Origin of the sequence: Komagataeibacter sp. FNDCR2 (assembly GCF_021295395.1) — a bacterium.
Lineage (GTDB): Bacteria > Pseudomonadota > Alphaproteobacteria > Acetobacterales > Acetobacteraceae > Komagataeibacter.
The window spans coordinates 1,710,614-1,734,927 of record NZ_JAIWOU010000001.1; the positions used below are offsets into that span (position 1 = coordinate 1,710,614).

At 65.6% G+C, this 24,314-nt stretch carries 21 protein-coding genes and 3 tRNA genes; 6 read left to right on the forward strand and 18 right to left on the reverse strand.

Annotated features, from left to right (window positions below; all coding sequences use genetic code 11):
- Nucleotides 1-187 precede the first annotated feature (187 nt).
- On the forward strand, nucleotides 188-784 hold the full coding sequence (locus LDL28_RS08045) for a polymer-forming cytoskeletal protein (protein WP_233058086.1): 597 nt from the start codon (nucleotides 188-190) through the stop codon (nucleotides 782-784).
- Nucleotides 785-890: 106 nt separating this feature from the next.
- Here the strand turns inward: LDL28_RS08045 and LDL28_RS08050 are convergent, their stop codons facing one another.
- On the reverse strand, nucleotides 891-1,535 hold the full coding sequence (locus LDL28_RS08050) for a GcrA family cell cycle regulator (protein ID WP_233058087.1): 645 nt from the start codon (nucleotides 1,533-1,535) through the stop codon (nucleotides 891-893).
- A 143-nt stretch (nucleotides 1,536-1,678) separates the two neighbouring features.
- The gene (gene rnd, locus LDL28_RS08055) at nucleotides 1,679-2,866 is read right to left on the reverse strand and encodes a ribonuclease D (RefSeq protein WP_233058088.1); all 1,188 of its coding nucleotides are present in this window, start codon (nucleotides 2,864-2,866) and stop codon (nucleotides 1,679-1,681) included.
- A gap of 137 nt (nucleotides 2,867-3,003) precedes the next feature.
- Here rnd and queF point away from each other — a divergent pair, with 137 nt between their 5' ends.
- Entirely contained in the window at nucleotides 3,004-3,483 is a 480-nt protein-coding gene (gene queF / locus LDL28_RS08060; RefSeq protein WP_233058089.1) for a preQ(1) synthase, read from the forward strand.
- A 107-nt stretch (nucleotides 3,484-3,590) separates the two neighbouring features.
- Here the strand turns inward: queF and atpC are convergent, their stop codons facing one another.
- From atpC to LDL28_RS08095, 7 genes are all read right to left on the reverse strand, one after another.
- Nucleotides 3,591-4,016: an ATP synthase F1 subunit epsilon gene (gene atpC / locus LDL28_RS08065; protein WP_233058090.1), complete on the reverse strand. Its 426-nt coding sequence runs from the start codon at nucleotides 4,014-4,016 to the stop codon at nucleotides 3,591-3,593.
- Nucleotides 4,017-4,045: 29 nt separating this feature from the next.
- On the reverse strand, nucleotides 4,046-5,521 hold the full coding sequence (gene atpD / locus LDL28_RS08070; protein ID WP_233058091.1) for a F0F1 ATP synthase subunit beta: 1,476 nt from the start codon (nucleotides 5,519-5,521) through the stop codon (nucleotides 4,046-4,048).
- A gap of 32 nt (nucleotides 5,522-5,553) precedes the next feature.
- Entirely contained in the window at nucleotides 5,554-6,435 is an 882-nt protein-coding gene (locus LDL28_RS08075) for a F0F1 ATP synthase subunit gamma (protein WP_233058092.1), read from the reverse strand.
- Between the two features lie 16 nt (nucleotides 6,436-6,451).
- On the reverse strand, nucleotides 6,452-7,990 hold the full coding sequence (gene atpA / locus LDL28_RS08080; RefSeq protein WP_233058093.1) for a F0F1 ATP synthase subunit alpha: 1,539 nt from the start codon (nucleotides 7,988-7,990) through the stop codon (nucleotides 6,452-6,454).
- Nucleotides 7,990-8,586 (reverse strand): ATP synthase F1 subunit delta, encoded by a 597-nt coding sequence (atpH, locus tag LDL28_RS08085; protein WP_233058094.1) that lies wholly within the window; start codon nucleotides 8,584-8,586, stop codon nucleotides 7,990-7,992. Before atpH ends, atpA begins: the two co-directional genes overlap by 1 nt.
- Nucleotides 8,587-8,896: 310 nt before the next feature.
- Complete coding sequence (locus tag LDL28_RS08090) at nucleotides 8,897-10,327, reverse strand: MFS transporter (RefSeq protein WP_233058095.1); 1,431 nt, start codon at nucleotides 10,325-10,327, stop codon at nucleotides 8,897-8,899.
- Between the two features lie 95 nt (nucleotides 10,328-10,422).
- A tRNA-Gly gene (locus LDL28_RS08095) sits at nucleotides 10,423-10,496 on the reverse strand.
- Between the two features lie 225 nt (nucleotides 10,497-10,721).
- Here LDL28_RS08095 and LDL28_RS08100 point away from each other — a divergent pair.
- The 3 genes from LDL28_RS08100 (at nucleotide 10,722) to nusG (ending at nucleotide 11,665) form a co-directional block, all read left to right on the forward strand.
- Nucleotides 10,722-10,798 (forward strand) — tRNA-Trp (locus tag LDL28_RS08100).
- Between the two features lie 133 nt (nucleotides 10,799-10,931).
- Complete coding sequence (gene secE / locus LDL28_RS08105) at nucleotides 10,932-11,126, forward strand: preprotein translocase subunit SecE (RefSeq protein WP_025813082.1); 195 nt, start codon at nucleotides 10,932-10,934, stop codon at nucleotides 11,124-11,126.
- An 8-nt stretch (nucleotides 11,127-11,134) separates the two neighbouring features.
- Nucleotides 11,135-11,665 carry a transcription termination/antitermination protein NusG gene (gene nusG, locus LDL28_RS08110; RefSeq protein WP_025813081.1) on the forward strand — a complete coding sequence of 177 codons (531 nt, stop codon included), beginning with the start codon at nucleotides 11,135-11,137 and terminating at the stop codon, nucleotides 11,663-11,665.
- A gap of 101 nt (nucleotides 11,666-11,766) precedes the next feature.
- On the opposite strand, the gene LDL28_RS08115 is transcribed toward nusG, so the two are convergent.
- From LDL28_RS08115 to LDL28_RS08125, 3 genes are read right to left on the reverse strand one after another with little or no spacing between them, the layout of a single operon-like run.
- On the reverse strand, nucleotides 11,767-12,441 hold the full coding sequence (locus tag LDL28_RS08115; protein ID WP_233058096.1) for a membrane integrity-associated transporter subunit PqiC: 675 nt from the start codon (nucleotides 12,439-12,441) through the stop codon (nucleotides 11,767-11,769).
- Nucleotides 12,442-12,445: 4 nt separating this feature from the next.
- Nucleotides 12,446-14,110, reverse strand: a complete 1,665-nt coding sequence (locus LDL28_RS08120) for an MlaD family protein (protein WP_233058097.1) — start codon at nucleotides 14,108-14,110, stop codon at nucleotides 12,446-12,448.
- On the reverse strand, nucleotides 14,107-15,570 hold the full coding sequence (locus LDL28_RS08125) for a paraquat-inducible protein A (RefSeq protein ID WP_233058098.1): 1,464 nt from the start codon (nucleotides 15,568-15,570) through the stop codon (nucleotides 14,107-14,109). Before LDL28_RS08125 ends, LDL28_RS08120 begins: the two co-directional genes overlap by 4 nt.
- A gap of 95 nt (nucleotides 15,571-15,665) precedes the next feature.
- Between LDL28_RS08125 and LDL28_RS08130 the strand changes: the two genes are divergently transcribed.
- Nucleotides 15,666-15,740, forward strand: a tRNA-Thr gene (locus LDL28_RS08130).
- Nucleotides 15,741-15,815: 75 nt separating this feature from the next.
- Here the strand turns inward: LDL28_RS08130 and LDL28_RS08135 are convergent.
- The 6 genes from LDL28_RS08135 to LDL28_RS08160 form a co-directional block, all read right to left on the reverse strand.
- Nucleotides 15,816-17,165 carry a GntP family permease gene (locus LDL28_RS08135; protein WP_233058099.1) on the reverse strand — a complete coding sequence of 450 codons (1,350 nt, stop codon included), beginning with the start codon at nucleotides 17,163-17,165 and terminating at the stop codon, nucleotides 15,816-15,818.
- Between the two features lie 30 nt (nucleotides 17,166-17,195).
- On the reverse strand, nucleotides 17,196-18,632 hold the full coding sequence (locus tag LDL28_RS08140; protein ID WP_233059237.1) for a TolC family protein: 1,437 nt from the start codon (nucleotides 18,630-18,632) through the stop codon (nucleotides 17,196-17,198).
- Nucleotides 18,632-19,759: an ABC transporter permease gene (locus LDL28_RS08145; RefSeq protein ID WP_233058100.1), complete on the reverse strand. Its 1,128-nt coding sequence runs from the start codon at nucleotides 19,757-19,759 to the stop codon at nucleotides 18,632-18,634. Before LDL28_RS08145 ends, LDL28_RS08140 begins: the two co-directional genes overlap by 1 nt.
- A 4-nt stretch (nucleotides 19,760-19,763) precedes the next feature.
- Nucleotides 19,764-22,559: a ribosome-associated ATPase/putative transporter RbbA gene (rbbA, locus tag LDL28_RS08150; protein WP_233058101.1), complete on the reverse strand. Its 2,796-nt coding sequence runs from the start codon at nucleotides 22,557-22,559 to the stop codon at nucleotides 19,764-19,766.
- Entirely contained in the window at nucleotides 22,556-23,542 is a 987-nt protein-coding gene (locus tag LDL28_RS08155) for an HlyD family secretion protein (protein ID WP_233058102.1), read from the reverse strand. Before LDL28_RS08155 ends, rbbA begins: the two co-directional genes overlap by 4 nt.
- Before the next feature lie 149 nt (nucleotides 23,543-23,691).
- Nucleotides 23,692-24,195, reverse strand: a complete 504-nt coding sequence (locus LDL28_RS08160; RefSeq protein ID WP_233058103.1) for a MarR family winged helix-turn-helix transcriptional regulator — start codon at nucleotides 24,193-24,195, stop codon at nucleotides 23,692-23,694.
- Nucleotides 24,196-24,314: the final 119 nt, after the last annotated feature.

Sequence of the window (24,314 nt, forward strand, 5' to 3'; positions counted from 1 at the left end):
CGGTTAACCGGCGCAATGGGCGCGATGGATGATGTTTTCACGACACTTCCCCTTAACGCCCTTGTCGGCATGATCGGGGTGCGTATAACCGATTATGGGGCAGCAGCCTGCAACCAGCCCGAAAGCGTAACCTCCATCCAGGCGGAACATTCCACGTTCCGGCGCAGCATAATCAAGCGGGGTAACATTGTTTAGACGACGCAAGCCAGCCGAAGCCCAGCCACCCACCCCCACGCCATCCCCCGTACCGCAGCCGGGCCGTCCGGCAACAGCCGGTGGCGCTTCTTCCCCCTCCACACCCGCCAGTAAGGAAAATGCATCCATGGCCCGTCCGCCCTTTCCGTCCACGCCCACTCCCGCCCCGACCCCGGCAGGTGCGCGCCCCGGCGTGCCAGGCGCCCAGGCCGCCAAAAAGGAAACCGACCGCCGGACGCTGGTGGTGGGCCGTGGCATAAGCGTGCAGGGCACCATTCAGGACGCCGAGCGGCTGGTGGTGGAGGGAACGGTCGAATCCTCGCTCATCAACGCCTCCGAACTCCAGATCGCGCAGGGTGGCGTGTTCAAGGGCGAAGTCGAGGTCGAGGACGCGGAACTGGCGGGCACCATTGACGGTACGCTGACCGTGCGCGGCAGCCTGACCATCCGCGCCACCGGGCGGCTGCTGGGCAAGGCCAAGTGCCGCCGGCTCAAGGTGGAAGATGGCGGCCAGATAACCGGCCAGCTTGAAATGATCACGACACCGGACGCATCGGCCCCGGCCGCGCAGCCCGCCGCCGCCGAATAACAGGCCGCCTGATCCGCCCATACTGCGGGCGGATACAAAAAACGCCAGTGGCCGCAATGCCCTGGCGTTTTTTATGGCGTTCCGTCCAGATGGCGGGAAGGATTGTTCAGGCCACGTTATCGCGCCGGTCGCGCAGCTTGACATAGGCAAGCTGGGCATGTTCGGCGCAGTACGGCTTGCCCGGCAGCGGTGTCGCCCCACAGAAGTGAAAACCCGGCGTGCCGGGATCGCCCAGCGGCCAGCAGCACGACTGGCTGCTGCGGCGGCGCGGTTCGCTGACCGGGCGCAGCGCCGCACGCGTGGCGCGCGGCTGGGCACGGGTTGCGCGGGGCGCGGGTTCCGGCGCGGCGGCGGCGGCGGCAGGTTCAGCGGGCTCCGCCTTCGCCCCGGTCACGGCGGCTGCGGGCGCGGCAGGGGAAGGAGGGGAATCGTTGCCCTGCGGTGCGGCGGCTGGGGGGGGAGCGACTGCCGCGACAGGCGCTGCCTCCACCGGCGGCGGATCGGATACGACAGGGGCCGTCCCTTCCGACTTGACGACAGGAGCGACCTGCGCCGCCGCTTCGGCAGGTGGGGCGGTCTTGGCGGCACGGCGGATGGGCGACGGGCGGGGCTTGAGGCCCAGACGGTGCGCCTTGCCGACCACCGCGTTCTTGGTGACGGATAGCTGACGCCCGATTTCGGCGGTCGACAAGCCCTGCTGCCACAGATCACGCAGGCGCGCGATCGTCTCCTCGGTCCATTCCATCGCCATCGTCCTGCACTCCCTACGCGGAATGGAGCGAAACTAGGCGTATCCGGTGTCCGGCTCAACCGCCAAGGTACAGAATCTTGTGGACAGTTCTGCGCATAACCTGTTCGCAACCCCGGTAAAACCGTACCGGAACAGTAAACGGCTCAGTCGTGGATCAGTTTTATCTTGCCCCCTTCAACCCCCATTATCAGCCTGCCCGCCTTGAGCTCCCGCGCCAGCTTGCCAAATACCGTGTTGCGCCAGCCATGAAAGGCGGGAATATCCGCCGTATCATCAAGGGCGAAACGGTCGAGGTCATCGGATGAGGCGACCAGTTTGGGCGCGACGCGATGCGTCTCGCAACAGGTCGCAAGCAGGACCTTGAGCAGCGCGATCAGCGCGGGGGATGGACGCTGCGCTTCCTTGCCGCGGCCCTTGGGCATGCGGGGCAGGTCCGCTTCCGGCTCCTCCATGGCCCTGGCCACGGTTTCCAGCAGGGACTGGCCGCTGCGCCCTTCGGCAAACCCGCGTGAGACGCCACGCACCCGGGCCAGGGCCTCGGTCGTGACGGGGGCGGTCGCCGCGATTTCCATAAGGCTCTCGTCCTTGAGCAGGCGCTGGCGCGGCACGTTGACACGCTGGGCCTCCCCTTCCCGCCACGCCGTCACGGCGCGCAGGATACCCAGCATGCGCCGATTGTTCGTGCGCGGCCGCATCTTTTCCCACAGGGTCAGCGGATCGGGGCGGAAAGTGGCCGGATTGTTCAGGATATCCAGTTCGGCCGCAACCCAGTCCAGACGGCCTTCGGCCTCAAGCTGCTGCAACAGCTTATCATAGACAAGACGCAGATACGTGACATCCGCCGCCGCGTACCCGATCTGCGCGGGGGACAGCGGGCGCGCCGACCAGTCGGAAAAACGGTGCGACTTGTCGATCTGCACCCCAAGCAGGGACGAGACGAGGTTGTCATACCCGACCTGGTCCCCATACCCCGCCACCATGGCCGCGACCTGCGTATCGAACAGGGCGGCGGGCAGGCGGTCGAACAGGTGCAGGAAAATTTCCAGATCCTGCCGCGCCGCATGGAATACCTTGGTGACGGCGGCATCATCCAGCAACGCGCCCAGAGCCGACAGGTCAATGCCGGGGGCGGTCGTATCAATCACCACGACCTCGTTTTCCCCGGCCAGCTGCACAAGGCACAGTTCTGGCCAGTACGTACGCTCGCGCACGAATTCGGTGTCGATTGTCACAAACGGCTCATGCCGCAGTCGCGCGGTTACAGCCTCTAGCTCCGCCGTGGTGGTCACCAGGGCGGGAGCAGGAAATTCAGGTCGGGATACACGTGCCATGCCATGCAGTTATCATGCCTGCCCCCGGGTGTGAAAGCGGCGAAAACCGCATGCCGGTCCCCTGCATTTCCATTGACGCTGGCGCGACCCTTACGGCATCAGCACACATCCCTTTTTCATTCCTGACGGACGCGCCCATGAACACCCGCCCCCCAGCCGATGATGGCAGCCAGTTCCTGACCCAGCTTGGCCAGAACACCGCCCAGCCCGCCCGCCCTGAAGACGCCCGGCTGGAGCGCGTGCCCGCCCCCGAGCGCGGGCGGCATTATGTCGTGCGCTTCACCGCGCCCGAATTCACATCGCTCTGTCCCGTGACCGGCCAGCCGGACTTCGCCCATATCGTCATCGACTACATTCCCGATGAATGGATCGTGGAGAGCAAGTCGCTCAAGCTGTTCCTGACCAGTTTCCGCAACCATGGCGCCTTCCACGAAAAATGTTCCGTGCAGATCGCCACCACGCTGGTCGACCTGCTGGGTCCGGTCTGGCTGCGGATCGGGGCTTACTGGTACCCCCGCGGCGGCATGCCGATCGACGTTTTCTGGCAGACCGGCGCCCCGCCGGAAGGCGTATGGATACCGGCACAGGACGTGCCCGGCTACCGGGGCCGTGGCTGAAGGGTAAAACAGAAAAAGCGCCCCGGTCAGGGCGCCTTTTCCAAAAACCTTCAGGGAACACCGCCTTTTTGGAAAAAGGCGGCGCCCGGAAACGTTGGTATTTAAACCTAGAGGGACATGGCCGGGACAGCCGACTGCGCGGCGTCGATCTCGGCGCGGGCCGAGAGGATCTTGTCCATAAGGATATCGAGCGCGGGCACGTTCATCTTGTCCGCTTCCTCATAGGATTTTTCCAGCCCCGCCAGACGCGCTTCCGCCTCGTCAACCGACAGGTCGGCCACCCGTGTCGCCCGGTCGGCAAGGAGGGTGCAGTGGGTCGGTGCGATATCGGCAAACCCACCCGCCACGAAGAAGCGATGCGTCACCACACCGCCTTCGTAGACATCAACCACGCCACCGCGCAGTGTCAGCATAAGCGGTGCATGATCGGGCATGGCCGCGATGTCACCTTCCGATCCCGGCATGACGACCATATCGGCGTCATGCGCGAACAGCACCTTCTCCGGACTGACAATCTTGACCTTAATGGACATGGTCTATCTTCCTTGCGTCAGGGGTCGGGTTAGGCCGATTCCTTCATTTTCTCGGCCTTGGCCACCGCTTCCTCGATCGCACCAACCATGTAGAAGGCACCTTCGGGCAGGTGATCGTATTCGCCAGCCACGATCGCCTTGAACGAACGGACCGTATCTTCCAGCGAGACCAGCTTGCCCGGCGCGCCGGTGAACACTTCGGCCACGTGGAACGGCTGGGACAGGAAGCGCTGGATACGACGGGCGCGGGCCACGACCAGCTTGTCATCTTCCGACAGTTCATCCATGCCGAGAATGGCGATGATGTCCTGCAGGGACTTGTAGGTCTGCAGGATGCGCTGCACGTCGCGCGCAACCTGATAATGCTCCGCGCCCACGATCTTCGGGTCAAGCGAACGCGACGTGGAGTCCAGCGGATCCACAGCCGGGTAGATGCCCATTTCCGCGATGGAGCGGTTCAGCACCGTGGTGGCGTCCAGATGGGCGAAGGTCGCGGCGGGCGCCGGATCGGTCAGGTCATCGGCCGGGACGTACACGGCCTGCACGGACGTGATCGAGCCCTTCTTGGTCGAGGTGATGCGTTCCTGCAGCGCGCCCATTTCGGTCGCGAGCGTCGGCTGGTACCCCACGGCGGAGGGGATACGGCCCAGCAGGGCGGACACTTCGGCGCCAGCCTGCGTGAAGCGGAAGATGTTATCCACGAAGAACAGGACGTCCTGGCCTTCGACATCACGGAAGTATTCCGCAACCGTCACGCCGGACAAGGCGACACGCGCACGCGCGCCCGGCGGCTCGTTCATCTGGCCATAGACCAGCGCCACCTTGGAGCCTTCGGTCGAGTCACCGTTGATCTTGATGACGCCCGCGTCCTGCATTTCGTAATACAGGTCGTTCCCTTCACGGGTACGTTCACCAACACCGGCGAAGACGGACACGCCGCCATGCGCCTTGGCGATGTTGTTGATCAGTTCCTGGATGATGACGGTCTTGCCCACGCCGGCGCCGCCGAACAGGCCGACCTTGCCGCCCTTGAGGTACGGGCAGAGCAGATCGACCACCTTGATGCCGGTGGGCAGGATTTCCGTCGCGGCAGCCTGTTCGTCAAAGGCCGGGGCGGCACGGTGGATGGGGGCGCGGGCCGCCGCGTTCACCGGGCCACGGTCGTCAATCGGCTCACCGATCACGTTCAGGATACGGCCCAGCGTGCCCGGGCCGACCGGCACGGTGATCTGGTTGCCCGTGGCGGTCACTTCCGCGCCACGGCTCAGGCCATCGGTCGTATCCATGGCGATGCAGCGGACTTCGTGTTCGCCGATTTCCTGCGCCACTTCCAGCACCAGGGTCTGGCCGTTGAGTTCGACATGCAGGGATTCAAGGATATGCGGCAGCACACCCTCGAACTGTACGTCAACAACGGCGCCGCGGATCTGCGTTACGCGACCAACGACATTGCTTTTCTGCGCCTGCGTGGAGACAGGAGCCTCTTGAGTTGTGGTTTCCGACATGGGACAGCTCCTGTGAGCGTGAAGATTGGTCCTCAGACTGCCTGAGCGCCCGAGATGATTTCAATCAGTTCATTGGTAATATTGGTCTGACGCGTACGGTTGTAGGTCAGTGTCAGGCGATCGATGGCCTTGCCGGCGTTCCGGGTCGCGTTGTCCATGGCCGTCATCCGCGCGCCGTTCTCGCCCGCCGCCGTTTCCAGCATGGTGGCGTAGAGCTGAACCTGAAGGTTGCGCGGCAGGAGGCTGGACAGGAGCGTTCCCTCATCCGGCTCGAATTCATAGGCGGCAAGATCGCCCTGGGCCGTATTGTCATTGTCCGGCAGCGCAAGCGGAACAAGCTGCATTTCCGTCGGCGTCTGGGTCATGACATTGCGGAAGCGGTTATACACCAGCGTGCAGACGTCGAATTCGCCCTTTTCCAGCAGGGACGAAATCTGCTCACCCAGTTCCGCCGCGGCGGAAAAGGGAATTTCCTTGCCCGCAGCCAGATGGCGGTGGCTGATGATGAGATCTTCGAATTCCCGCGCCAGGAAATCATGCGTCCTGCGCCCGACGGGCAGCAGCTTGACGGTCTTGCCTTCCGCCTGGAGCTTGAGCACCAGGTTGCGGGTCGTGCGGTTGATGTTGGCGTTGAATGCGCCAGCCAGGCCACGGTCGCTGGACATGGGGATCAGCAGATGCACCTTGTCCTGACCTGTTCCGGTCAGCAGTGCGGGCTGCCCGCCTTCACCTGCCACGCTCCGCGCGACCTCGGCCAGCATGCGACGCATTGCATCGGCGTATGGCCGCGCGGCGGCCGCGCGGGCTTCCGCCCGGCGCAGCTTGGCAGCGGCGACCATTTTCATTGCGCTGGTGATCTTACGCGTCGATTTGACGCTGCCAATCCGTGCGCGTAGTTCCTTCAGGGAAGCCATGGTTGCCCGATCTTCCTCAGTTGACGAACTGACGGCCGAAAGTCGTCAGGAAATCATTCAGACGGCTTTCGATATCCTTCGTCAGCTGGCGCTGTGTCCGGATCGATTCAAGGATGTCCTTGCCCGACGTGCGCACATCATCCAGCAGGCGCTTCTCGTATTCGGTCACCTGATCGACCGGCACGGCATCGATATAGCCACGCGTGCCCGCGAACAGGACCACCACCTGCTCCTCGACGGAGAGGGGGGAGGTCTCGGGCTGCTTCAGCAGTTCGACCAGGCGCGCGCCACGCGAAAGCTGCTTCTGCGTGGCCGGGTCCAGGTCGGACGCGAACTGCGAGAAGGCCGCCATTTCACGATACTGCGCCAGTTCCAGCTTGATCTTGCCGGCAACCTGCTTCATCGCCTTGATCTGTGCCGCCGAACCCACGCGGGACACGGACCCGCCCACGTTCACCGCCGGGCGGATGCCACGGTAGAACAGGTCGGTTTCAAGGAAGACCTGACCATCGGTGATGGAGATCACGTTGGTCGGGATGTAGGCCGACACGTCACCGGCCTGCGTCTCGATCACCGGCAGGGCGGTCAGCGAACCCGCGCCGAACTTGTCGGACATCTTGGCCGCGCGTTCCAGCAGGCGGGAGTGCAGGTAGAACACGTCACCCGGATAGGCTTCACGTCCCGGCGGACGACGCAGCAGCAGCGACATCTGGCGGTAGGCGACAGCCTGCTTGGACAGGTCATCATACACGATCAGGGCATGCATGCCGTTATCGCGGAAATACTCACCCATGGAGCAGGCGGCATAGGGTGCCAGATACTGCATGGGCGCCGGGTCGGACGCGGTGGCGGCCACGACGATGGAGTATTCCATCGCCCCGGTTTCCTCCAGCGTGCGCACGAGTTGCGCCACGGTCGAGCGCTTCTGCCCGATCGCGACATAGATGCAGTACAGCGACTTGCTTTCATCACCCAGCGCGTTGACGCTCTTCTGGTTGACGATGGTGTCGATCAGGATCGCGGTCTTGCCGGTCTGGCGGTCACCGATGATCAGTTCACGCTGGCCACGCCCGATGGGCACCAGCGCGTCGATCGCCTTGATGCCGGTCTGCATCGGCTCGCTGACGGACTGGCGCGGCATGATGCCGGGCGCCTTGATTTCCGCGCGCTTGGAAATGACTTCGCCAACCAGCGGGCCCTTGCCGTCGATCGGGTTGCCCAGACCATCGACCACGCGGCCCAGCAGGGCCTTGCCGGTCGGCACTTCCACCACCTTGCCGGTGCGGGCGACGGTGTCGCCTTCACGCATGCTGGTGTCGTCACCGAAAATGACAACGCCGACATTGTCATTCTCAAGGTTCAGCGCCATGCCTTTCTGGCCACTGGCGGGGAAGTCCAGCATTTCACCGGCTTCAACGTTCTGCAGGCCGTACACACGGGCAATGCCGTCGCCCACGGACAGGATGGTTCCTGTCTCGGCAACGTCAATGGCCTTGTCGAACGTAGCGATCTGCTGCTTGAGGATATCCGAAATCTCGGAGGGGCGGATTTCCATCACGCGGCTCCCTTCATGGCATGGTGCAGGCGGGTAAGGCGGGATCTGAGGCTGGTGTCATACAGGCGGGCGCCAACGCGCACGACCAGACCGCCCAGCAGCTCCGCGTCAACACGCTCCTGGATATTGACTTTGGAATAGCCGGCCTCGGCAAGGCGGCTGCGAAGCTGGACACGCTGCAGGTCGGTCAGGGCATGGGCGGACACGACGTCGGCCACCACTTCCCCGCGCCTTCCGGCAGCGATAGCCGCCAGCGCGGCAAGAATGTCACGCAGGCGCGGGAGGCGGCGGTTGTTCGCCACCACGCCAACAAAATCACGCATAAGGGAATTGAAACCTTCGGCGGCCAGGACGGCGTCCATCGCGCGGGCGCTTGCGCGGATGTCCAGCGTCCGGTCCGTCAGCACGGTACGCAGGTCAGCATTGCCGTCGATCAGTTCGACAAGGCGGGAAGCCTGCTCCAGAACGGGGTCAAGCTCCCGGCGTTCAGCCGCAAGCTCATAAAGCGCCGTCGCATAACGACCGGGAAGGCCATTGGCAATGGAGGCGATCGGTATTGAGGTCGTTCCACCCGAATCCACTGTCCGCTTTTCCAATCCAGAATCTTGATTCAAAACAACAAGCCGCCTGCCCGGAAACCCTGGGTTCCGTGCGCTGCTGGCGCGGCTCTAGCACGCAGCGTGGGCGCACGCAACAGATCACGCGGGCCGCCACCCCCGCCCGGAGCGGTCGAAGCGTCCGTTTTCACGCATGCATGACCCACCCCCCGGCGGGCAGGTGGAAGCATACAGCCCCCCCGGCATTTCGAAAACGGGTTAAAGCCCGGTTTTTGTTGCGTGTCGGCATTATAGCAGGACCGGAACGATACGGTTTATTGATATGCGTTATGCGCATATCAATAATGCATCAGTTTGGATCAAGCAGGGCCGCAACCGCCCGCGCGCTACGCCGGGCATGGACTCCGGTCGAGACGAAGCCGAGAACCGCGATCGCCATCGCCGCCACGATCATGCTCCACCACACCGCATGGGTCGCCTGCGGGAAACCGGCCCACTGCACCACGCCCGCATGGATGCTAGTGGCCGTCAGCGCGCCGCCCAGCGCGATCCCGAGCAGCGCGCCCACCTGGCGGCTGGCGGAGGCGATCGCCGCGGCGACACCGGCCTGCGCACGCGGCATGCCCGCGATGGCCGAATTGGTGATGGGCGCGTTGCACAGGCCAAACCCGCACCCGCACAGCCCATAGGACACCAGCAGCAGGGGCAGCGGGGTGGCGATGTCCAGCCCGGTCAGCAGCACGGCGCTCAGCCCGAATCCGACCGCCGAGAGCAGCAGCGGCAGCCGCGCGCCATACCGCCCGGTCAGCCGCCCCGAAACGGGGGCGCACAGCATGCTGCCAAAGGCGAAGGGCAGCGTGCACAATCCGGCCTGCAACGCGGGCAGGCCCCGCACATCCTGCAGATAGAGCGTATTGAGAAACAAAAAGGCGCTGAAGATGGCGAAGGCCAGGACGGCGGTCACGATCGCGCCGGAAAACGGCCAGGCACGGAAAAAACGCAGGTCGATCAGCGGGGCGGCCGCACGCTGCTCGACAATGATGAACCCCGCGATGGACAGTAGCCCGAAGCCGAGAAACCCGGAAATGGTGGGCGAGGACCAGCCGTAATTATGCGCCTCGATCAGGCCGGAGGTAATCATGGCCAGCGCCACGATGGCCAGAAGCTGGCCCGGCGCGTCAATGCTGCGCCCCTGCCCGCCGCTGGATTCGGGCACGAAGCGCAATGTCAGCGCGATGGCGATCAGCCCGATCGGCACATTGACCCAGAACACGGCCTGCCAACCCACCCAGTGCACCAGAATGCCGCCCACGACCGGCCCCAGCGCCAGCGCCACGCCCGAGGTCGCGCCCCATATACCGATCGCCTGCGCGCGGGCGCGCGGTTCGACATACACATTGGTCAGGATGGACAGGGCGACGGGATTGAGCATGGAGCCGCCGATTCCCTGCACCGCGCGGGCAAGGACCAGCATGTCCACGCTGCGCGCCAGCCCGCACAGGGCGGACCCGGCGCAGAACAGGGAAATGCCCAGCAGGAACATCCGCCGCCGCCCGAAACGGTCCGCCAGCGAACCGACCAGCAGCATGAGGCTGGCCACCATCAGCGTATAGGCGTCCACCACCCATTGCAGGGTGGAAAAACTGCCGTGCATCTGGGCGCGGATGGACGGCAGGACGACGTTGACAACCGTCACGTCCATCATGACCAGCAGGAGACTGAGGCAGCACGTACCCAGCACGATACGCGGATGAACGGAGGAAGGAGTGGCTGTTACCATGCGAGATCGCCCCTGATCCTGCCAGACGGCCCCAGCATGCGGAGCGAATCCGGATTCCAGTTAAGTGCTGGAAAAGTTTTTGATGAAGGGCGATCTGGAGCGGGCGAAGGGAATCGAACCCTCCTCAGAAGCTTGGAAGGCTACTGCATTACCACTATGCTACGCCCGCTCATAAGGTTGCCAGACCTATACCGTTTCAGCCCCGCCCGTTGCAAGCCCATAAACCGTACCAGACGGTCAAACATGTAAAACTTGCATTTTTATGCCCTGCCCCCTTGACTTTGGGCGCGAGTCATACTTTTTTCCGCTTCCTGTGCCGGGTTCGCATGGAAGCCCCGAAACGGCGTGACGCTGCTTACGCCATAAGGTTTCGGGTATTCGCAGGCGGCTTTGCAGGGGTGTAGCTCAATTGGCTAGAGCGCCGGTCTCCAAAACCGGAGGTTGCGGGTTCGAGACCCTCCACCCCTGCCATTCTCCGGTCGGGCATTCCCCTTCCGGCCTGGCACCCGATGGGTCGGGCCACAATGGTCCGCACCGGTTCTAAGGCCCCGCGCCGGCTGGATTTTCCGGTTGGTGCGCCGCGGCGTTGCAGGAAGGGTATTTCGTGTCGGTCGGTCCCGCGAAATTTGTTGAAGATGTCCGTGCAGAGGCCAGAAAGATTACATGGCCAACGCGACGCGCCACCCTCATGACAACGGGTGCGGTGCTGGCCATGGCCGGTTTTGCCTCGATTTTCTTCTTCCTCGTCGACGAGGTGATCGGCCTTGGCGTGCGGAAACTCTTCGGACTGGGAGGCTGAGTTCAGCCATGGCCAAGCGGTGGTATGTCATCCACGTCTATTCGGGCTTCGAGAAAAAGATAGCCCAGCACATCAAGGAACAGGCGGCCCAGAAGGGGCTGGCCGACCATTTCGGTGAAATCCTCGTTCCCTCGGAAGAGGTGACGGAAGTACGGCGTGGCCAGAAGGTCAATTCCGAGCGCAAGTTCTTTCCCGGCTACGTGCTGGTCAACATGGAACTGACGGACGAGGCGTGGCATCTCGTCAAGGATACGCCCAAGGTCACCGGCTTTCTGGGCACCAAGACCCGTCCTTCCCCCATCCCCAAGGTGGAAGCCGAACGGATCATGAAGCAGGCGCAGGAAGGTGTGGAACGGGTCCGTCCCTCCGTCACGTTCGAGGTGGGCGAGCAGATCCGTGTGGCCGACGGGCCATTCACCTCCTTCAACGGCACGATCGAGGAAGTGGACGAGGAACGCGGCCGCCTGAAGGTCAGCGTCTCCATCTTCGGCCGCTCCACCCCGGTCGATCTGGAATACAACCAGGTCGAGAAGGTCTGATCCCTTCCGGCTTGCGACTTAAAGGCACCTTCGGGTGCCTTTTTTATTGCGGCCGCCACACATGGCGGGAAGGCTGCCGCCCCGCCCGCGTGCCCGCGTGTTCAGTCATGATGGGGCTGGGGCGCGGGTGGTAGCAGCACGAGCTGCTGCGCGGCCATGTCCGCCACCTGCCCCGTCAACTGGCTCAGTGCCGCCACCATGGCGCGCGTGCCCGAACCCGTGGGGGACGCGCTCAGCGCCAGCGGCACGGACAGCGCATGCCCGGCGTCACCCGCCCGGTGAACGGACAGGCTGCCCGCCAGATGCACAAGCCCCGCCCCGTCGCGCGCGAAGCGGGTGATCTCGACCTCCACGAACGCCTGCGCCGGAACGGTCGTCGCATCGTTCTGGGCGAACACGGTCCGCCCCGGCAGGCGCTGTTGCAGGTCGGTGGAGAGTACGTGGCCAAGCATGGGGGCCAGAGGCTCGCTCCACGCCGCGGCGGGCAGGGTGGACAGGCTGTAATCGTCCTGCACGCCCACTATGTTCTGCCGGTCAAGCGAGGGCGGGACACCGGGCATCCGCACCTCGATCACGCCCGGGGCCTGCATGCCGTCCGTAACGGACTGCGTGGTGGGCACGGGGGCCAGCGAATACAGCGTCGGGTCGGACGACCCGCAGCCCCCCAGCGCGAGCAGGACCGCCGCCACGGACATCGGGACGGGGAAACCGCGCGCCGGATTGCCGGGGGCAAGGGTTTTGAAACAGTCTCCACGAGACCGGAAGGGGCGGTGCATGGTCTTATCGTCCCGTAATCAGAGCCGAGGGATGGTGGGTCAGGAAATCTGACAGGAAGCGCAGCGAACGCGCCGCGTCGTTCAGTTGCAGCATCATCTGCTGGAGGTTGCGCTGGAAGTCGGTATCCCCGCCATAGCTGGACAGGACCGAATTCGCGTTCTTCAGGGTCTTGTCCATTCCGGTCAGCAGTTGGGGCATCTCGGTGCGGGCGTCGCGGGATATGACCTGAAGGTTCTGGAGCGAACTGCGCAGGGCGGTCAGCGCCTGCTTCGTATCCGGGCTGTTGATCCGCGCATCGGCATGGGCCAGCAGGTTGTTCAGGTTTTCACCCACCTGCGTCAGCGGCATGGCGGCGATCTTGTCGCCTATGACAGACAGCGAATCCATGATTCCGGCCATGCCCCCGCCCTGCCCCGGCAGCACCAGGGCATTGTCTTCCATCGTGATCTCGGCAGGCTTGGCGTTCCTGACGAAAAGCAGCGCGATTTCGGATTCACCGGTCAGCATGCTGGTGCTCTGCACGGCGGCCCGCAGCCCCGCCGCCACCTGCCTGTGCAACAGGTCGGACACGGCGTCCGGCGGCACTTCCCGGTTATCCAGCACGCGTTCGGGCTGGAGTTCCATGGCCACGCGCACATGCGCCTTTCCCGTCGCGGGATCGACCTGAAGCCTGACGTCATCGATCATGCCGACCTGAATGCCAAACATGGTCACCCGCCCGCCGCGCGTCAGGCCGGAAACGGAACTGGTCAGGTAGGTGACAAGCGGAATCCGCTGGCGGTACCCCGCGCTGTTGGCTTCCTCGGCACTGTCATACAGGCGGAAGGTGGTCTGTGTTCCGGCATTTTCGGGCAGGGTATTCTTCTCGTTGCGCGCATCGGGCGGGTCAAACGCCACGCCACCGGACAGCAGGGCCTGAAGCGACTGGAGCTTGACCTTCAGCCCGCCGGGACCAAGCCCCACCTGCACGCCCGATACGTTCCAGAACCGCGTATCGGTGCGCAGGTAATGATCGTACGGGGCCTGCACGAAAATCTGCACCCGGATCGGGCCGCGCCCTTCGGGTGGCATGGTGTAGCCCAGTACTTCCCCCACCACGACATCACGGAAGAAGATCGGCGCCCCCTGCCCCAGCGAACCCAGGGACTGCGTAATCAGCGTATAGGTATGGCCCGGCTGGTCCGAGCGCACGCCGGGGGGGGATTCCAGCCCGGTGAACCACGTCGTGTAGCGCCCGCCCGGATCCCCGGCATCCATGGCGATGTACGCACCCGACATGACGGTTTCCAGCCCGGTCACGCTGGCGCCGTTGATGCGCGGGCGCACCACCCAGAAGCGGGCGCGGTCGGTCAGCATGCGTCCGGCCGACGATGTCATGCGCACGCGGACCTCGACATGGTGCAGGTCGTCGCTCAGCCGGATGGAATCGACCGTGCCGAGCGGCACCGCCTTGTTCTTGACCTCGGTCTGGCCACTGACCAGCCCGTCCGCCGTATCGAAGGTTATGACAATCAGCGGCCCGCGGCCCGTCAGCCCACGCCAGCCCAGATAACCCGCGATCAGGATGGCGACGATCGGCACCAGCCACACGACCGAGAAACGGTACCGTCGCGTCCGGGCCTGTGGCGGAACATCCTGCTGATCATTGGAAAGGAAATCGTCATTCACGCCTGGTCTGGCTCCATGCTGGCCGGGGAAAGGGAAGACGGAGTGGCATGGACCACCTGCGCGCGCAGCACGGCAGGCGGCAGGCCGTCCAGGACGGGGCCGTTGCGGCCGGCCGCGTCCCACATGATCCGCGGGTCAAAGCTCCATGCCGCCAGCAGGGTCAGCACCACGACGGCGGCGAACGCCACCATCCCGGCATTGGCCGTGACACTGGCCATGGCGTTGAAGCGTACGACCGCGACAAGAATGGAAATCATGAACACGTCGATCATGGACCACCGCCCCACCATATCGACCACCCTAAACAGGCGGGTCCGCGCGGCCAGATGCCCGCGCGCGCCCCGCCATGTCTGCACGATCATCCAGGCAAGGCTGAGGATCTTGAGCATCGGCACGGTGATGGAGGCGAAGAACACCAGCAGCGAGAGCGGGATCATGCCATCCACCCACAGTTCGATCGCGCCTTCGATAATGGTGTGCCCGCCACCACCGCCCATGCGCAGGAAGGTCATGACCGGATAGAGATTGGCGGGAATGTAGAACACGATCGCCGCGATCAGGAAGGCGGTGGTACGCGCCAGCGTCTGCGGCAGGCGACGCCAGACCCTGTGTTCGCAGCGCGGGCAGATCCCCACGCAGCTCAGGTTGGAGACGGGATGCGACAGCTCGCCCACCAGCCCGCAGGCCGTGCAGGCCACCAGATGGTCAACGGGCGGCATGGGGATGTCGTCAATATGCACATACGCGACGGCGACCGCCTGGTCGCCTTCCGCGCGGGTCAGGGCATCAATCCGGCGGTGCCGCCAGATCATGTCGGTATCCAGCGTCGAATCCGTGGCCGCCATGGTCAGCATCAGCGCGCCGATCAGGTACACGGCAGGCCCCACGTCCACATGCGCCATGTCCGTCAGCTTGGTGTAGGCGACGAAGATGCCCAGAATATAGACCTCGACCATCGACCACGGCCGCAGCTTGTCATACCAGACAAGGATGCGCGGCCCCCAGTCGGGCAGTTGCGGGCGCGCGCCCGCGTACAGGATGGCGAACATGAACCCGATGGCCACGGCGGGGGCGAGCACCGTGACCGCGCCCACAAGGATACCGGCCTCCCCCCAGCCTTCGTGCATGAGTTCCATCGGCCCGGTCAGCAGGTCCACGGTGCGCTGCCTGCCGTACACATCCAGCGTCATGAGCGATGAGGCGAGCGCCGCGAAATAGAACGCCGCCGAACTGATGCAGAACGCCAGAGGGGCCGCCAGCGGGGCCGTGCGCCGCCGGCGCGCCATCTTCTGCCCGCAGCGCGCGCACAGGGCCTGCTGGCCGGGCGCCAGATCGGGCATGCGCTGGTACAGCCCGCAGCCGGGACATTCCGACAGCCCCCCGATAACGCGCACATGACGCACAGGGCTCAGGCCGACATCATCGCAACGCAGGCGCGCGGGGGAAGAGGACATGCTCATACCCCGCCTAGCATATAGACCAAATTAAAATGGGGAATGCCGCATTTGATATATTGCATCATGCCAGACCATCGTTTATCAGACGCCACAGGTCTGCCGACATAGCTCAGGGGTAGAGCAACTGATTCGTAATCAGTAGGCCCTCGGTTCAATTCCGAGTGTCGGCACCACCTTTTCCCCTTTATATACAGTATTGCGCGGGCTGGCGCCTTCATGCGCCATGGGCCGGACGGCACGCGTCCCATCTACAGCCCGCACCAGCCCAGCAGCAGGCACATCCCCAGTCCGGTCACGCCGATCAGCGTTTCGATGACGGACCATGTCCACGCCGTCTGCGTCACGTTCAGTCCCAGCGTGTCACGCACCTGCCAGAAGCCGGAATCGTTCATCGGCCCGAACATGACCGCCCCCGCCCCCGTGGCCAGCACCAGCAGTTCGGGCGAGACACCATGCCCATGCACCATGATCGGCGCCACGATACCCGCCGTGGTGCTCATGGCGACCGTGGCCGAGCCCACCGCCACCCGCATGCCCGCGGCCAGCCCCCATGCCAGCAGCAGCAGGGGCACATGCATGTCCACCGCCGCGCGTGCGATCGCATCCGAAATGCCGCTGGCCATCAGTTCCGCACCAAAGCCGCCCCCGGCCCCGATCATGAGCAGCAGGCTGGCCAGCGGGCCAAGGCATTCGTTGGAGCAGGCGAGGATTTTCTCCTTCGTCAACCCGCGCCGCAGCCCCAGCGTCCAGAAGGACAGCACGGCCGCCAGCGCCAGCCCCACATTGGCGTCCCCCACGAAACGCAGGGCGCTCCCCCATCCATCCCCCACCGGCCCCATGAAGCGCGCGGCCGAACCCGCCAGCATCAGCACCATGGGGGCAAGGATGGTGAACAGCGTGATACCGAAACCCGGCAGCGCCGCCGGGTCGCGCGGCGCGGCCCCGTCGTGCTGGCCCGCCGCCACGGCGCCCGCGTCGGCGGGCAGGCGCGGCACGATGAAGCGGGTATAGAGCGGGCCGGAAATGATAGCGACCGGCACGCTGACCACGGCCCCCATCCAGATCAGGCGCCCGACATCGGCATGATAGGCCGCAAGGGCAAACATGGTGCCGGGGTGGGGCGGCATGTAGCCCTGCACCACCGACAGCGCGGCGGTGACCGGCAGCGCGACGTGCAGGATCGGCATGCGGGTCTGCCGCGCGATGGAAAAGGCCAGCGGTACCAGAATGACGAAACCGACCGTAAAGAAGACCGACAGCCCGACCAGCAGCCCGATCACCATCATGGCCCAGTCCACCCGCCGCGCCCCCGCCAGCGACACCACGGTCATGGCGATGCGGTCCGCCCCGCCGGAGACTTCCAGCATCTTGCCCATCATGGTGCCCAGCGCGATGACGGAGGCGATCTGCCCCAGCACATCGCCCGCCCCGGTCTCGAACGCGCTCACCACCCCTGCCGCCGGCATGCCCGCGGCAAAACCCAGCAGCACGGATGCGATGAACAGGGAAAGGAAGGGATTGAGCTTGACCCGCTCGATCAGGAAAACAACGACGCCGATGGCCACAACAGCCAGTAACAGGGCCATTCCGACCGACATCCGTGCCCCTCCCCCTTTTCGCGGCCCGACCTAGCGTGACGCCGGTGCCCCCTGCTCCCACCCGCCGCCCAGGGCGCGTGCAAGCTGTATCGTGGCAAGCGTGCGGGCATCCTGGTTGGCCAGCACGTCACCCTGCGCGTCCAGCGCCTGCATGCGGGCCTGAAGCACGTCACCCAGATTGCGCTGCCCACCGGCATACAGTCCGGCCATATCCCGCGCAACCTGCCCGGCCTGTTCCAGCGCGCGGGTCAGTTCCACATCGCGACTGTCCAGCCCGAGACGGTTTTCATACCCGTCCTCCACCTCCGCCAGCGCGCGCAGGATGCTCTGGTCATACCCGGCCACGGCGGCGTCAAGCCGGGCATCGGCGGCGTGAATGCGCGCCTGTATGCGGTTGGCGGTGAAAATGGGCAGGTAAGTGGTCAGCGCGATCAGCCCGCCCGTGCCCGACAGGCCGGGAATCCCGTCAAAGCGCAACCGCCCGTCACCGCCGAAAAACTCCAGCCCGAAACGCGGCAGAAGATCCGTTCTGGCGCTTTTCAGCCGGTTCAGGGCGGCATCCACCTGGTCGCGCCGCGCACGGATGTCGGGCCTGCGTTCCAGCACGGTGTCGGGCATCTGCCCGGTCGGGGCGGGGGGCAGGTAATAGGCGGGCGGGGGAGGCAGGTCGGGCAGCCCCTCCGGCACCTGCCCGGACAGGACCGCAAGCCGCCTGCGCACAAGGTCAAGCTGGGCCAGGAGCATGGGCCGGCGCGCCCTCAGGCCCGACAGCTTCTGGTCAATGGCGGTGACGTCCGCCGCACTCGCCTGCCCCGATGCGAACCGCGCCCGCCCGTAGGCGCGCAGTTGCTCCAGCGTGGCGATGCCCTGATCGGTCAGCGCGATCTGGCGTTGCAGGCCCTGGACCTGCAGGTAGTCATCCGCCGCATCGGCGGCGATGACCATCTGCACGCCGTGGAAATATTCCTCCTCCGCCGCGACGCCCGCCTTCGCGGCCTTGACGTCGGCATGGCGGCCCCCGAACAGGTCCGGCTCCCACGCCGCGCCAATCCCGGCCAGATGCGCATCCGTGCCGGGGTCATTGCCGGGGACAAGGCTGCTGGGGTTGCGCCAGTACATGCCGCCGCCCAGCATGCTGCCCGTCGCACCCACGGTGGGATACAGCGCCGAGCGGGCCACGGTGTGCAGCGCACGCGCCTCGCGCACGCGGTCGCGCGCCATGCGCAGGTCGGGGCTGGCGGCCAGCGCCGTCCCGACCGCCCGCGTCAGCCCCGGATCCCGCCATGCTTCCCACCAGCGTGTCAGATCCGGCCCGGCGGCGTCCGTCACCGGCGCCTGCGTAAACTGTCGCGGCACCGCCACGCGGGATGCGGGGGCGTGCGTGTGAAAGGGCGAACACCCCGCCACCAGCCCCACGGCCACCGCAATGCCCCCCATGCACGCAACCCGTGCCCATCCGTTCCCCATCATTCCTGCCTTGCCAACATGGATCTGAACCGCGCGAGCGCGAATACAAGAAATACGATACCCGTCAGGCTCACGGTCAGCAGCGGCAGCATGATCGCCTCCAGCCCCGCGCCCCGGTACAGGATGGCCTGCGACAGGTTGACGAACTGCGTGGTGGGCAGGAAGCGCACCACCACCTGCATGGCCGCGGGCATGCTTTCCACCGGCGTCGCGGCACCCGACAGCAGGTACGCCACCGCATAGACCGGCACCACCAGCAGCCCGAACTGCGGCATGGTGGGTGCGACGGTGGCCAGCATGATACCCAGCGCCGTGGCCGAAAACAGATACAGAAGCGCGCACGCCGCGAACAGCACGAGCGAGCCCGCCAGCGGCACCCCCAGCCACACATGCACCACCAGCCACAGCGACAGCATGGCGCCCACGAATATGACCAGCCCGTTGGTCACGATCTTGGCGATCGCGATCTCGCTGGCCGTGACCGGCATGACCAGCAGGTGTTCCAGCGTGCCATGCTCGCGCTCACGGATCACCGCCGCCCCCACCAGCACGATGGACAGGATGGTGATGTTGGTCACGATCTGCATGACGGAGGTGAACCACTTCGATTCACTATTGGGATTGAAGCGGATGCGGCTCTGCACGCTGAAGGGCGCCTGCGCCGCCAGGGCGGGGGCGTGCAGCACCTCGCCAACCGCGCCCAGCATGATCTCGTTCAGGTAGGCCGTGCCCAGCCCCGCCTGCGTCATGGCGGTGGCGTCCACCTGAATCTGCACCGCCGGAGTACGGCCGGCCAGGATGTCGGCTTCAAAACGGGGGGGAATATCGACCACGAATATGTAGTCCCCCTCATCCATGCCACGCAGGGCCTCGGCGCGGTCCACCATGTCGGGGGGCTTGAAGTAGGGCGGCAGGACCGCATCGCGCATGCGGCGCGAAAGCGTGGTGTGGTCTTCATCCATGAAGGCGATGGTGGCGTTCGAGACCTCGACCTTCACGCCATTGGCCACCAGCAGCACCCCCGCGCTGAAGGCGAACACGATCAGCCCCAGCAGCACGCGGTCATGCACGAGGCTGCGCAGTTCCTTGCCACAGAGCAGACCCACATTGACCAGCCAGCGCAGCATGCGCTCAGGCTTCCTGTTTTTTCAGCAGCAGGCGCGCGGCCAGCATGTAAACGGTGGCGAAGGCGGCCAGCGCGAGGTACATGCGCCAGAAACTGCCCATCCCCAGCCCCTTGGTAAAACAGCCCAGGCTGACAAGCTGGTACCACGAGGCGGGAAAACCCAGCCCCACGAGGCGGCTCAGCCCCGTCAGCGTCGAGGCGGGATAGAGCAGCCCGGAGAAATTGACCGCCGGGATAAGGCAGATGATGGACGTGCCGAAAATGGCCGCGACCTGTGAGCCGACAAAGGTCGAGATCAGCAGCCCCAGCCCGGTGGCCGACAGCACGAACAGCACGCCGCCGATACTGAGCGCCAGCAGCGACCCCTTGAGCGGCACCCCCATCCCCACCACCGCCACCACGACCAGCATGGCGTAGCTGATCGTGGCCAGCGCCGCGTACGGCGCCTGCTTGCCCATGAGATACTGCCCCACCGACGCGGGCGAGGCATACAGGTTGACGATGGAGCCCACCTCCTTCTCCCGCACCACGCCAAGGGCGGTCAGCATGCTGGGGATCAGGATCAGCGCCAGCATGATCACGCCCGGCGTCATGGCGTAGATGCTGCGGAATTCCTGATTATAGGCGAAGCGGGGCTCCACGTTGATCGGGACCGTCACGCCCTGCGGCATCTCGCGGCCCAGCGTGCCCGCGTACCCGGCCAGAACCCCGGTCACATAGGCCCGGACATTGGCCGCGAGAAACGGCACCGCGCCATCAATGATCACCCCGATTTCGGGCCTGCGCCCGGCTTCCATGTCCCGGGCGAAGCCCGCGGGAATATCGAGCGCCATCTGCGCGCGGCCATTGCGGATGGTGCGGTCCAGCGCATCGGCATCTGTGACGGGGGGCAGTTCATGGAAATAGGCGGAGCCACGGAAACTGTCGATCAACTGGTGGCTGATCGTGGTCCGGTCATGATCGCTGACGGTAAAGCCCACCCCTTCCACATCAAAGGAAATGCTCGACGCCGCCACCACCAGCAGGATCAGCGGCCCGACCAGCGCGAACATGAGCCGCAGCCGGTCGCGCAGCAGTTCCACCGCCTCGCGCCGGGCGAAGGCCCATGCGCGCGGCAGCCACGCCCCGCCGGAGCGGCCGAAGCGCGCCGTCCACCGCGCCACCCGGCCCTGCCACCACGCGCGGCCACGGCTGGTTGGCCTATGGGGGACGGGGGGCGGTTCGTGCGCCGCCGTCTCTTTTTCCGCATCTTCCAGATAGGCGATGAAGGCGGCTTCCAGGTCCGGCGCGCCGCGCTTTTTCACCAGTTCGGCGGGCGTGCCGACCGCCAGCACATGCCCGCGATGCATGAGCGAAATCCGGTCGCACCGCGCCGCCTCGTTCATGAAATGGGTGGAGACGAAAATGGTCACATGCCCCGTGCGCGACAGGCGGATCAGGTGCCGCCAGAACATGTCGCGCGCGGCCGGATCCACGCCGGAGGTCGGCTCGTCCAGAATCAGGATTTCGGGGTTGTTGATGCACGCCGCCGCAAGCTGCAGGCGCTGGCGTATGCCCAGCGGCAGGGCGGCTGGGCTGACATCGGCGCAGTTGCGCAGTTCGAACGAATCCAGCGCCTGCCCGACCCGCAATACCGCCTGTTGGGCGGGAATGCGGTAAAGCCGGGCCTGAAGCATGAGGTTCTGGCGCACGGTCAGTTCTTCATAAAGCGAGAAGGCCTGCGACATGTAGCCAATGCGCATGCGGGTTTTCATGTCGCCCGCCGTGATCTGCTCGCCAAACAGCCTGGCCGTGCCGCTGGTCACGTCCAGCAGGCCGGTCAGCATCTTCATGGTGGTGGACTTGCCGCAGCCATTGGAGCCGAGAAAGCCGAAAATCTCGCCCCGGCTAATGGTGAAGCTCACATCGCTCACCGCCGTGAAACTGCCAAAGCGGCGGGTCAGGTGCGCGGCCTCGATGGCGGGGGGACCGCCGGGATCGGCATAGGGCGGGATGACGAACCCGCTGGCCTGCTGGCGCTTGCCTTCGGGCAGGAGCGAGATGTACGCCGCCTCCAGCGATGTGGCGCCGGTGCGCTCGAGCACGCTGCGCGTCCGGTCGCTGATCAGCACCCTGCCATCATCCATGGCCACCAGCCACGCGAAGCGTTCCGCCTCCTCCATATAGGCGGTGGAGACGATCACGGTCATGGACGGGCGTTCGCTGCGCAACTGGTCCACCAGCGTCCAGAACTGCTGGCGCGAGAGCGGATCGACCCCCGTGGTCGGTTCATCCAGTATCAGCAGGTCGGGCTCGTGCACCAGCGCGCAGCACAGGCTGACCTTCTGCTTCATCCCCCCCGACAGGTGCCCCGCCGCGCGATCGGGAAAGGGCGCAAGCCCCGTGGCGTCGAGCAGGCGGCGGATGCGCGCATCACGCGCGTGGGCGTCCATGCCGAACAGGCGGGCGAAAAAATCGATGTTTTCCCAGACCGACAGGGTCGGATACAGGTTGCGCCCCAGCCCCTGCGGCATGAAGGCGATCCGGGGCAGGAAGGCCTCACGCGCGCGGCGCGACCCCATATCCGCCCCCAGCACCATCACGCTACCGGACTGGAGCCGCCGCACGCCCGCGATCAGCCCCAGCAGGGTGGACTTGCCCACCCCATCCGGCCCCACCAGACCGATCGTGGTCCCGGCGGGCAGGCTGATCGTCACGTCATTCACCGCCGTGACCGCGCCATACCGGTGCGTGACCCCGGTAATGGCGATGCCCGCCGGGCTACCATTCGCCGGGCTACCATGCGGCGTCCGCGCGGTCATTGCGGGGCGTCGGCCACGTCAAGCGCCGCGGGCCAGCGTATGGCGGGGTCGGTACGCACGTAGCCATCCCCCGTCATGCCCGCCTTGAGCACGCTGCCATACCGCCGCGCCGTGTCGGGCGCGATACGCAGCTTGACACGATAGACCAGCTTGTCACGCTCGGTCGCGGTCTCGACATATTTGGGGGTGAACTGGGCCTCGGGCGAGACGAAGGAGATGGTGGCCGGAATGACCTGCTGGTGCAGGGCGTCCAGGGCGATGCGGGCCTGATCGCCCACACGCAGCCGCCCCGCCTGCGGGGAGGGGTAGAACACGGTCAGGTACATATCCGCCGGGTTCAGCAGCGACGCCACCCGCCCCCCGCCGGGCAGCACCGCGCCCAGTTCCACGATACGGTATTCGATCCGGCCCGCCACGGGCGCGCGGATGGTCATGTCATCCACCGCCGCCTGCGCTTCCGCCACCTGCGCCCGCGCGCCATCGACCATGGCGCGGGCACCCTCCACCGCGCGGCTGGCGGCCTCGGTTGCGGCGGAAGCGGTGTCCAGGCTGGTCTGGTGCTGCGCGAGTTCCATATCCGATACGAGATGCTGGCGGAACATGGCGCGCGCATGCTCCATATCCTGCTGCGCCAGATGCTGCGCCGCCTGCCTTGCGTCCCGTTCGGCCTGCGCACGCGCGCCGTCCGCCCGGGCGGCGTCCAGATGGGCGCGGGCGGCGTCAAGGCGGGCGCGCGCCGTAACGTCATCTTCGCGGGCCAGAACCTGCCCCGTCCCGACATCGTCCCCTTCGTTGAAACCGAGTTCGGTAATCCGGCCGGGATACTTCACCGCCACGTCGATACGCGCCAGTTCCAGCCGCCCGTTGGCGCGCGCCAGCCCCTCGGGCAGGGCGCCGCGGTGCTGGACCACATACCACCCCGCACCCACCGCCATGACCACCACGGCCAGCCCGGCGCCAAGCATACCCTCCCGCCATTTCATACCGGCAGCATCTCCTTGCCCTGCGCGCGAGGCGGTACCTGCGGGAAAGGGGATCGCCCCTTCATGCGCGTGCGTACCGGGCCCGCGCGGAAATTCTGTCATAACGTGTCATATCAACCCGTTCCGTGCAATTGACGCCGGGGCTGATTCTATGGCGCGCCATCGGCGGCGGTACCGTCTTCCTTCATCACGTCCTCGGCCTGGTGCAGGACCTGCGCCAGCATGTCCATCATCGCCTGCGCCCCGCCGTGGGGAAGCCCGCCCAGCACGCGGGCTTCCATCGCCGCGCATATATGATGGAGGGCCGCGCATTTCTGCCGGCCACGGCGGGTCAGAACCAGGCACTTGGCCCGCCTGTCATCATGGTCGGGGCGGCGTTCGACCAGCCCTTCCTCCTCCAGCAGGTCGAGCACGCGCACCAGCGCGGAGCTGTCGGTATTCATCGCATCGGCCAGCGCGCGCTGGCTGACGCCGGTGGGCAGCATCATGAGATAGGCAAGCGGGCGCATCATGGCCAGGCTCATGCCCTCCGTCCGCAGGGCGCGATCCAGCAGCAGGCGCCACGTATTGGCCAGCCGCATGGTGAGGAACGTCATCCTCATGTCCTGGAAACCGGTGCCCTCGATATCAGGCAGTGGGGAACGCCCCGGCATGTGAATCTCCTGCGGGTGAACGACCCGGTGGCAGGGCCTTCATGCGCCCGATAGCATGCCGGACGCGGCGGATCATGACCCATTTACGCGATACCTGCCCGGCGGCGGAAACGGGTTTG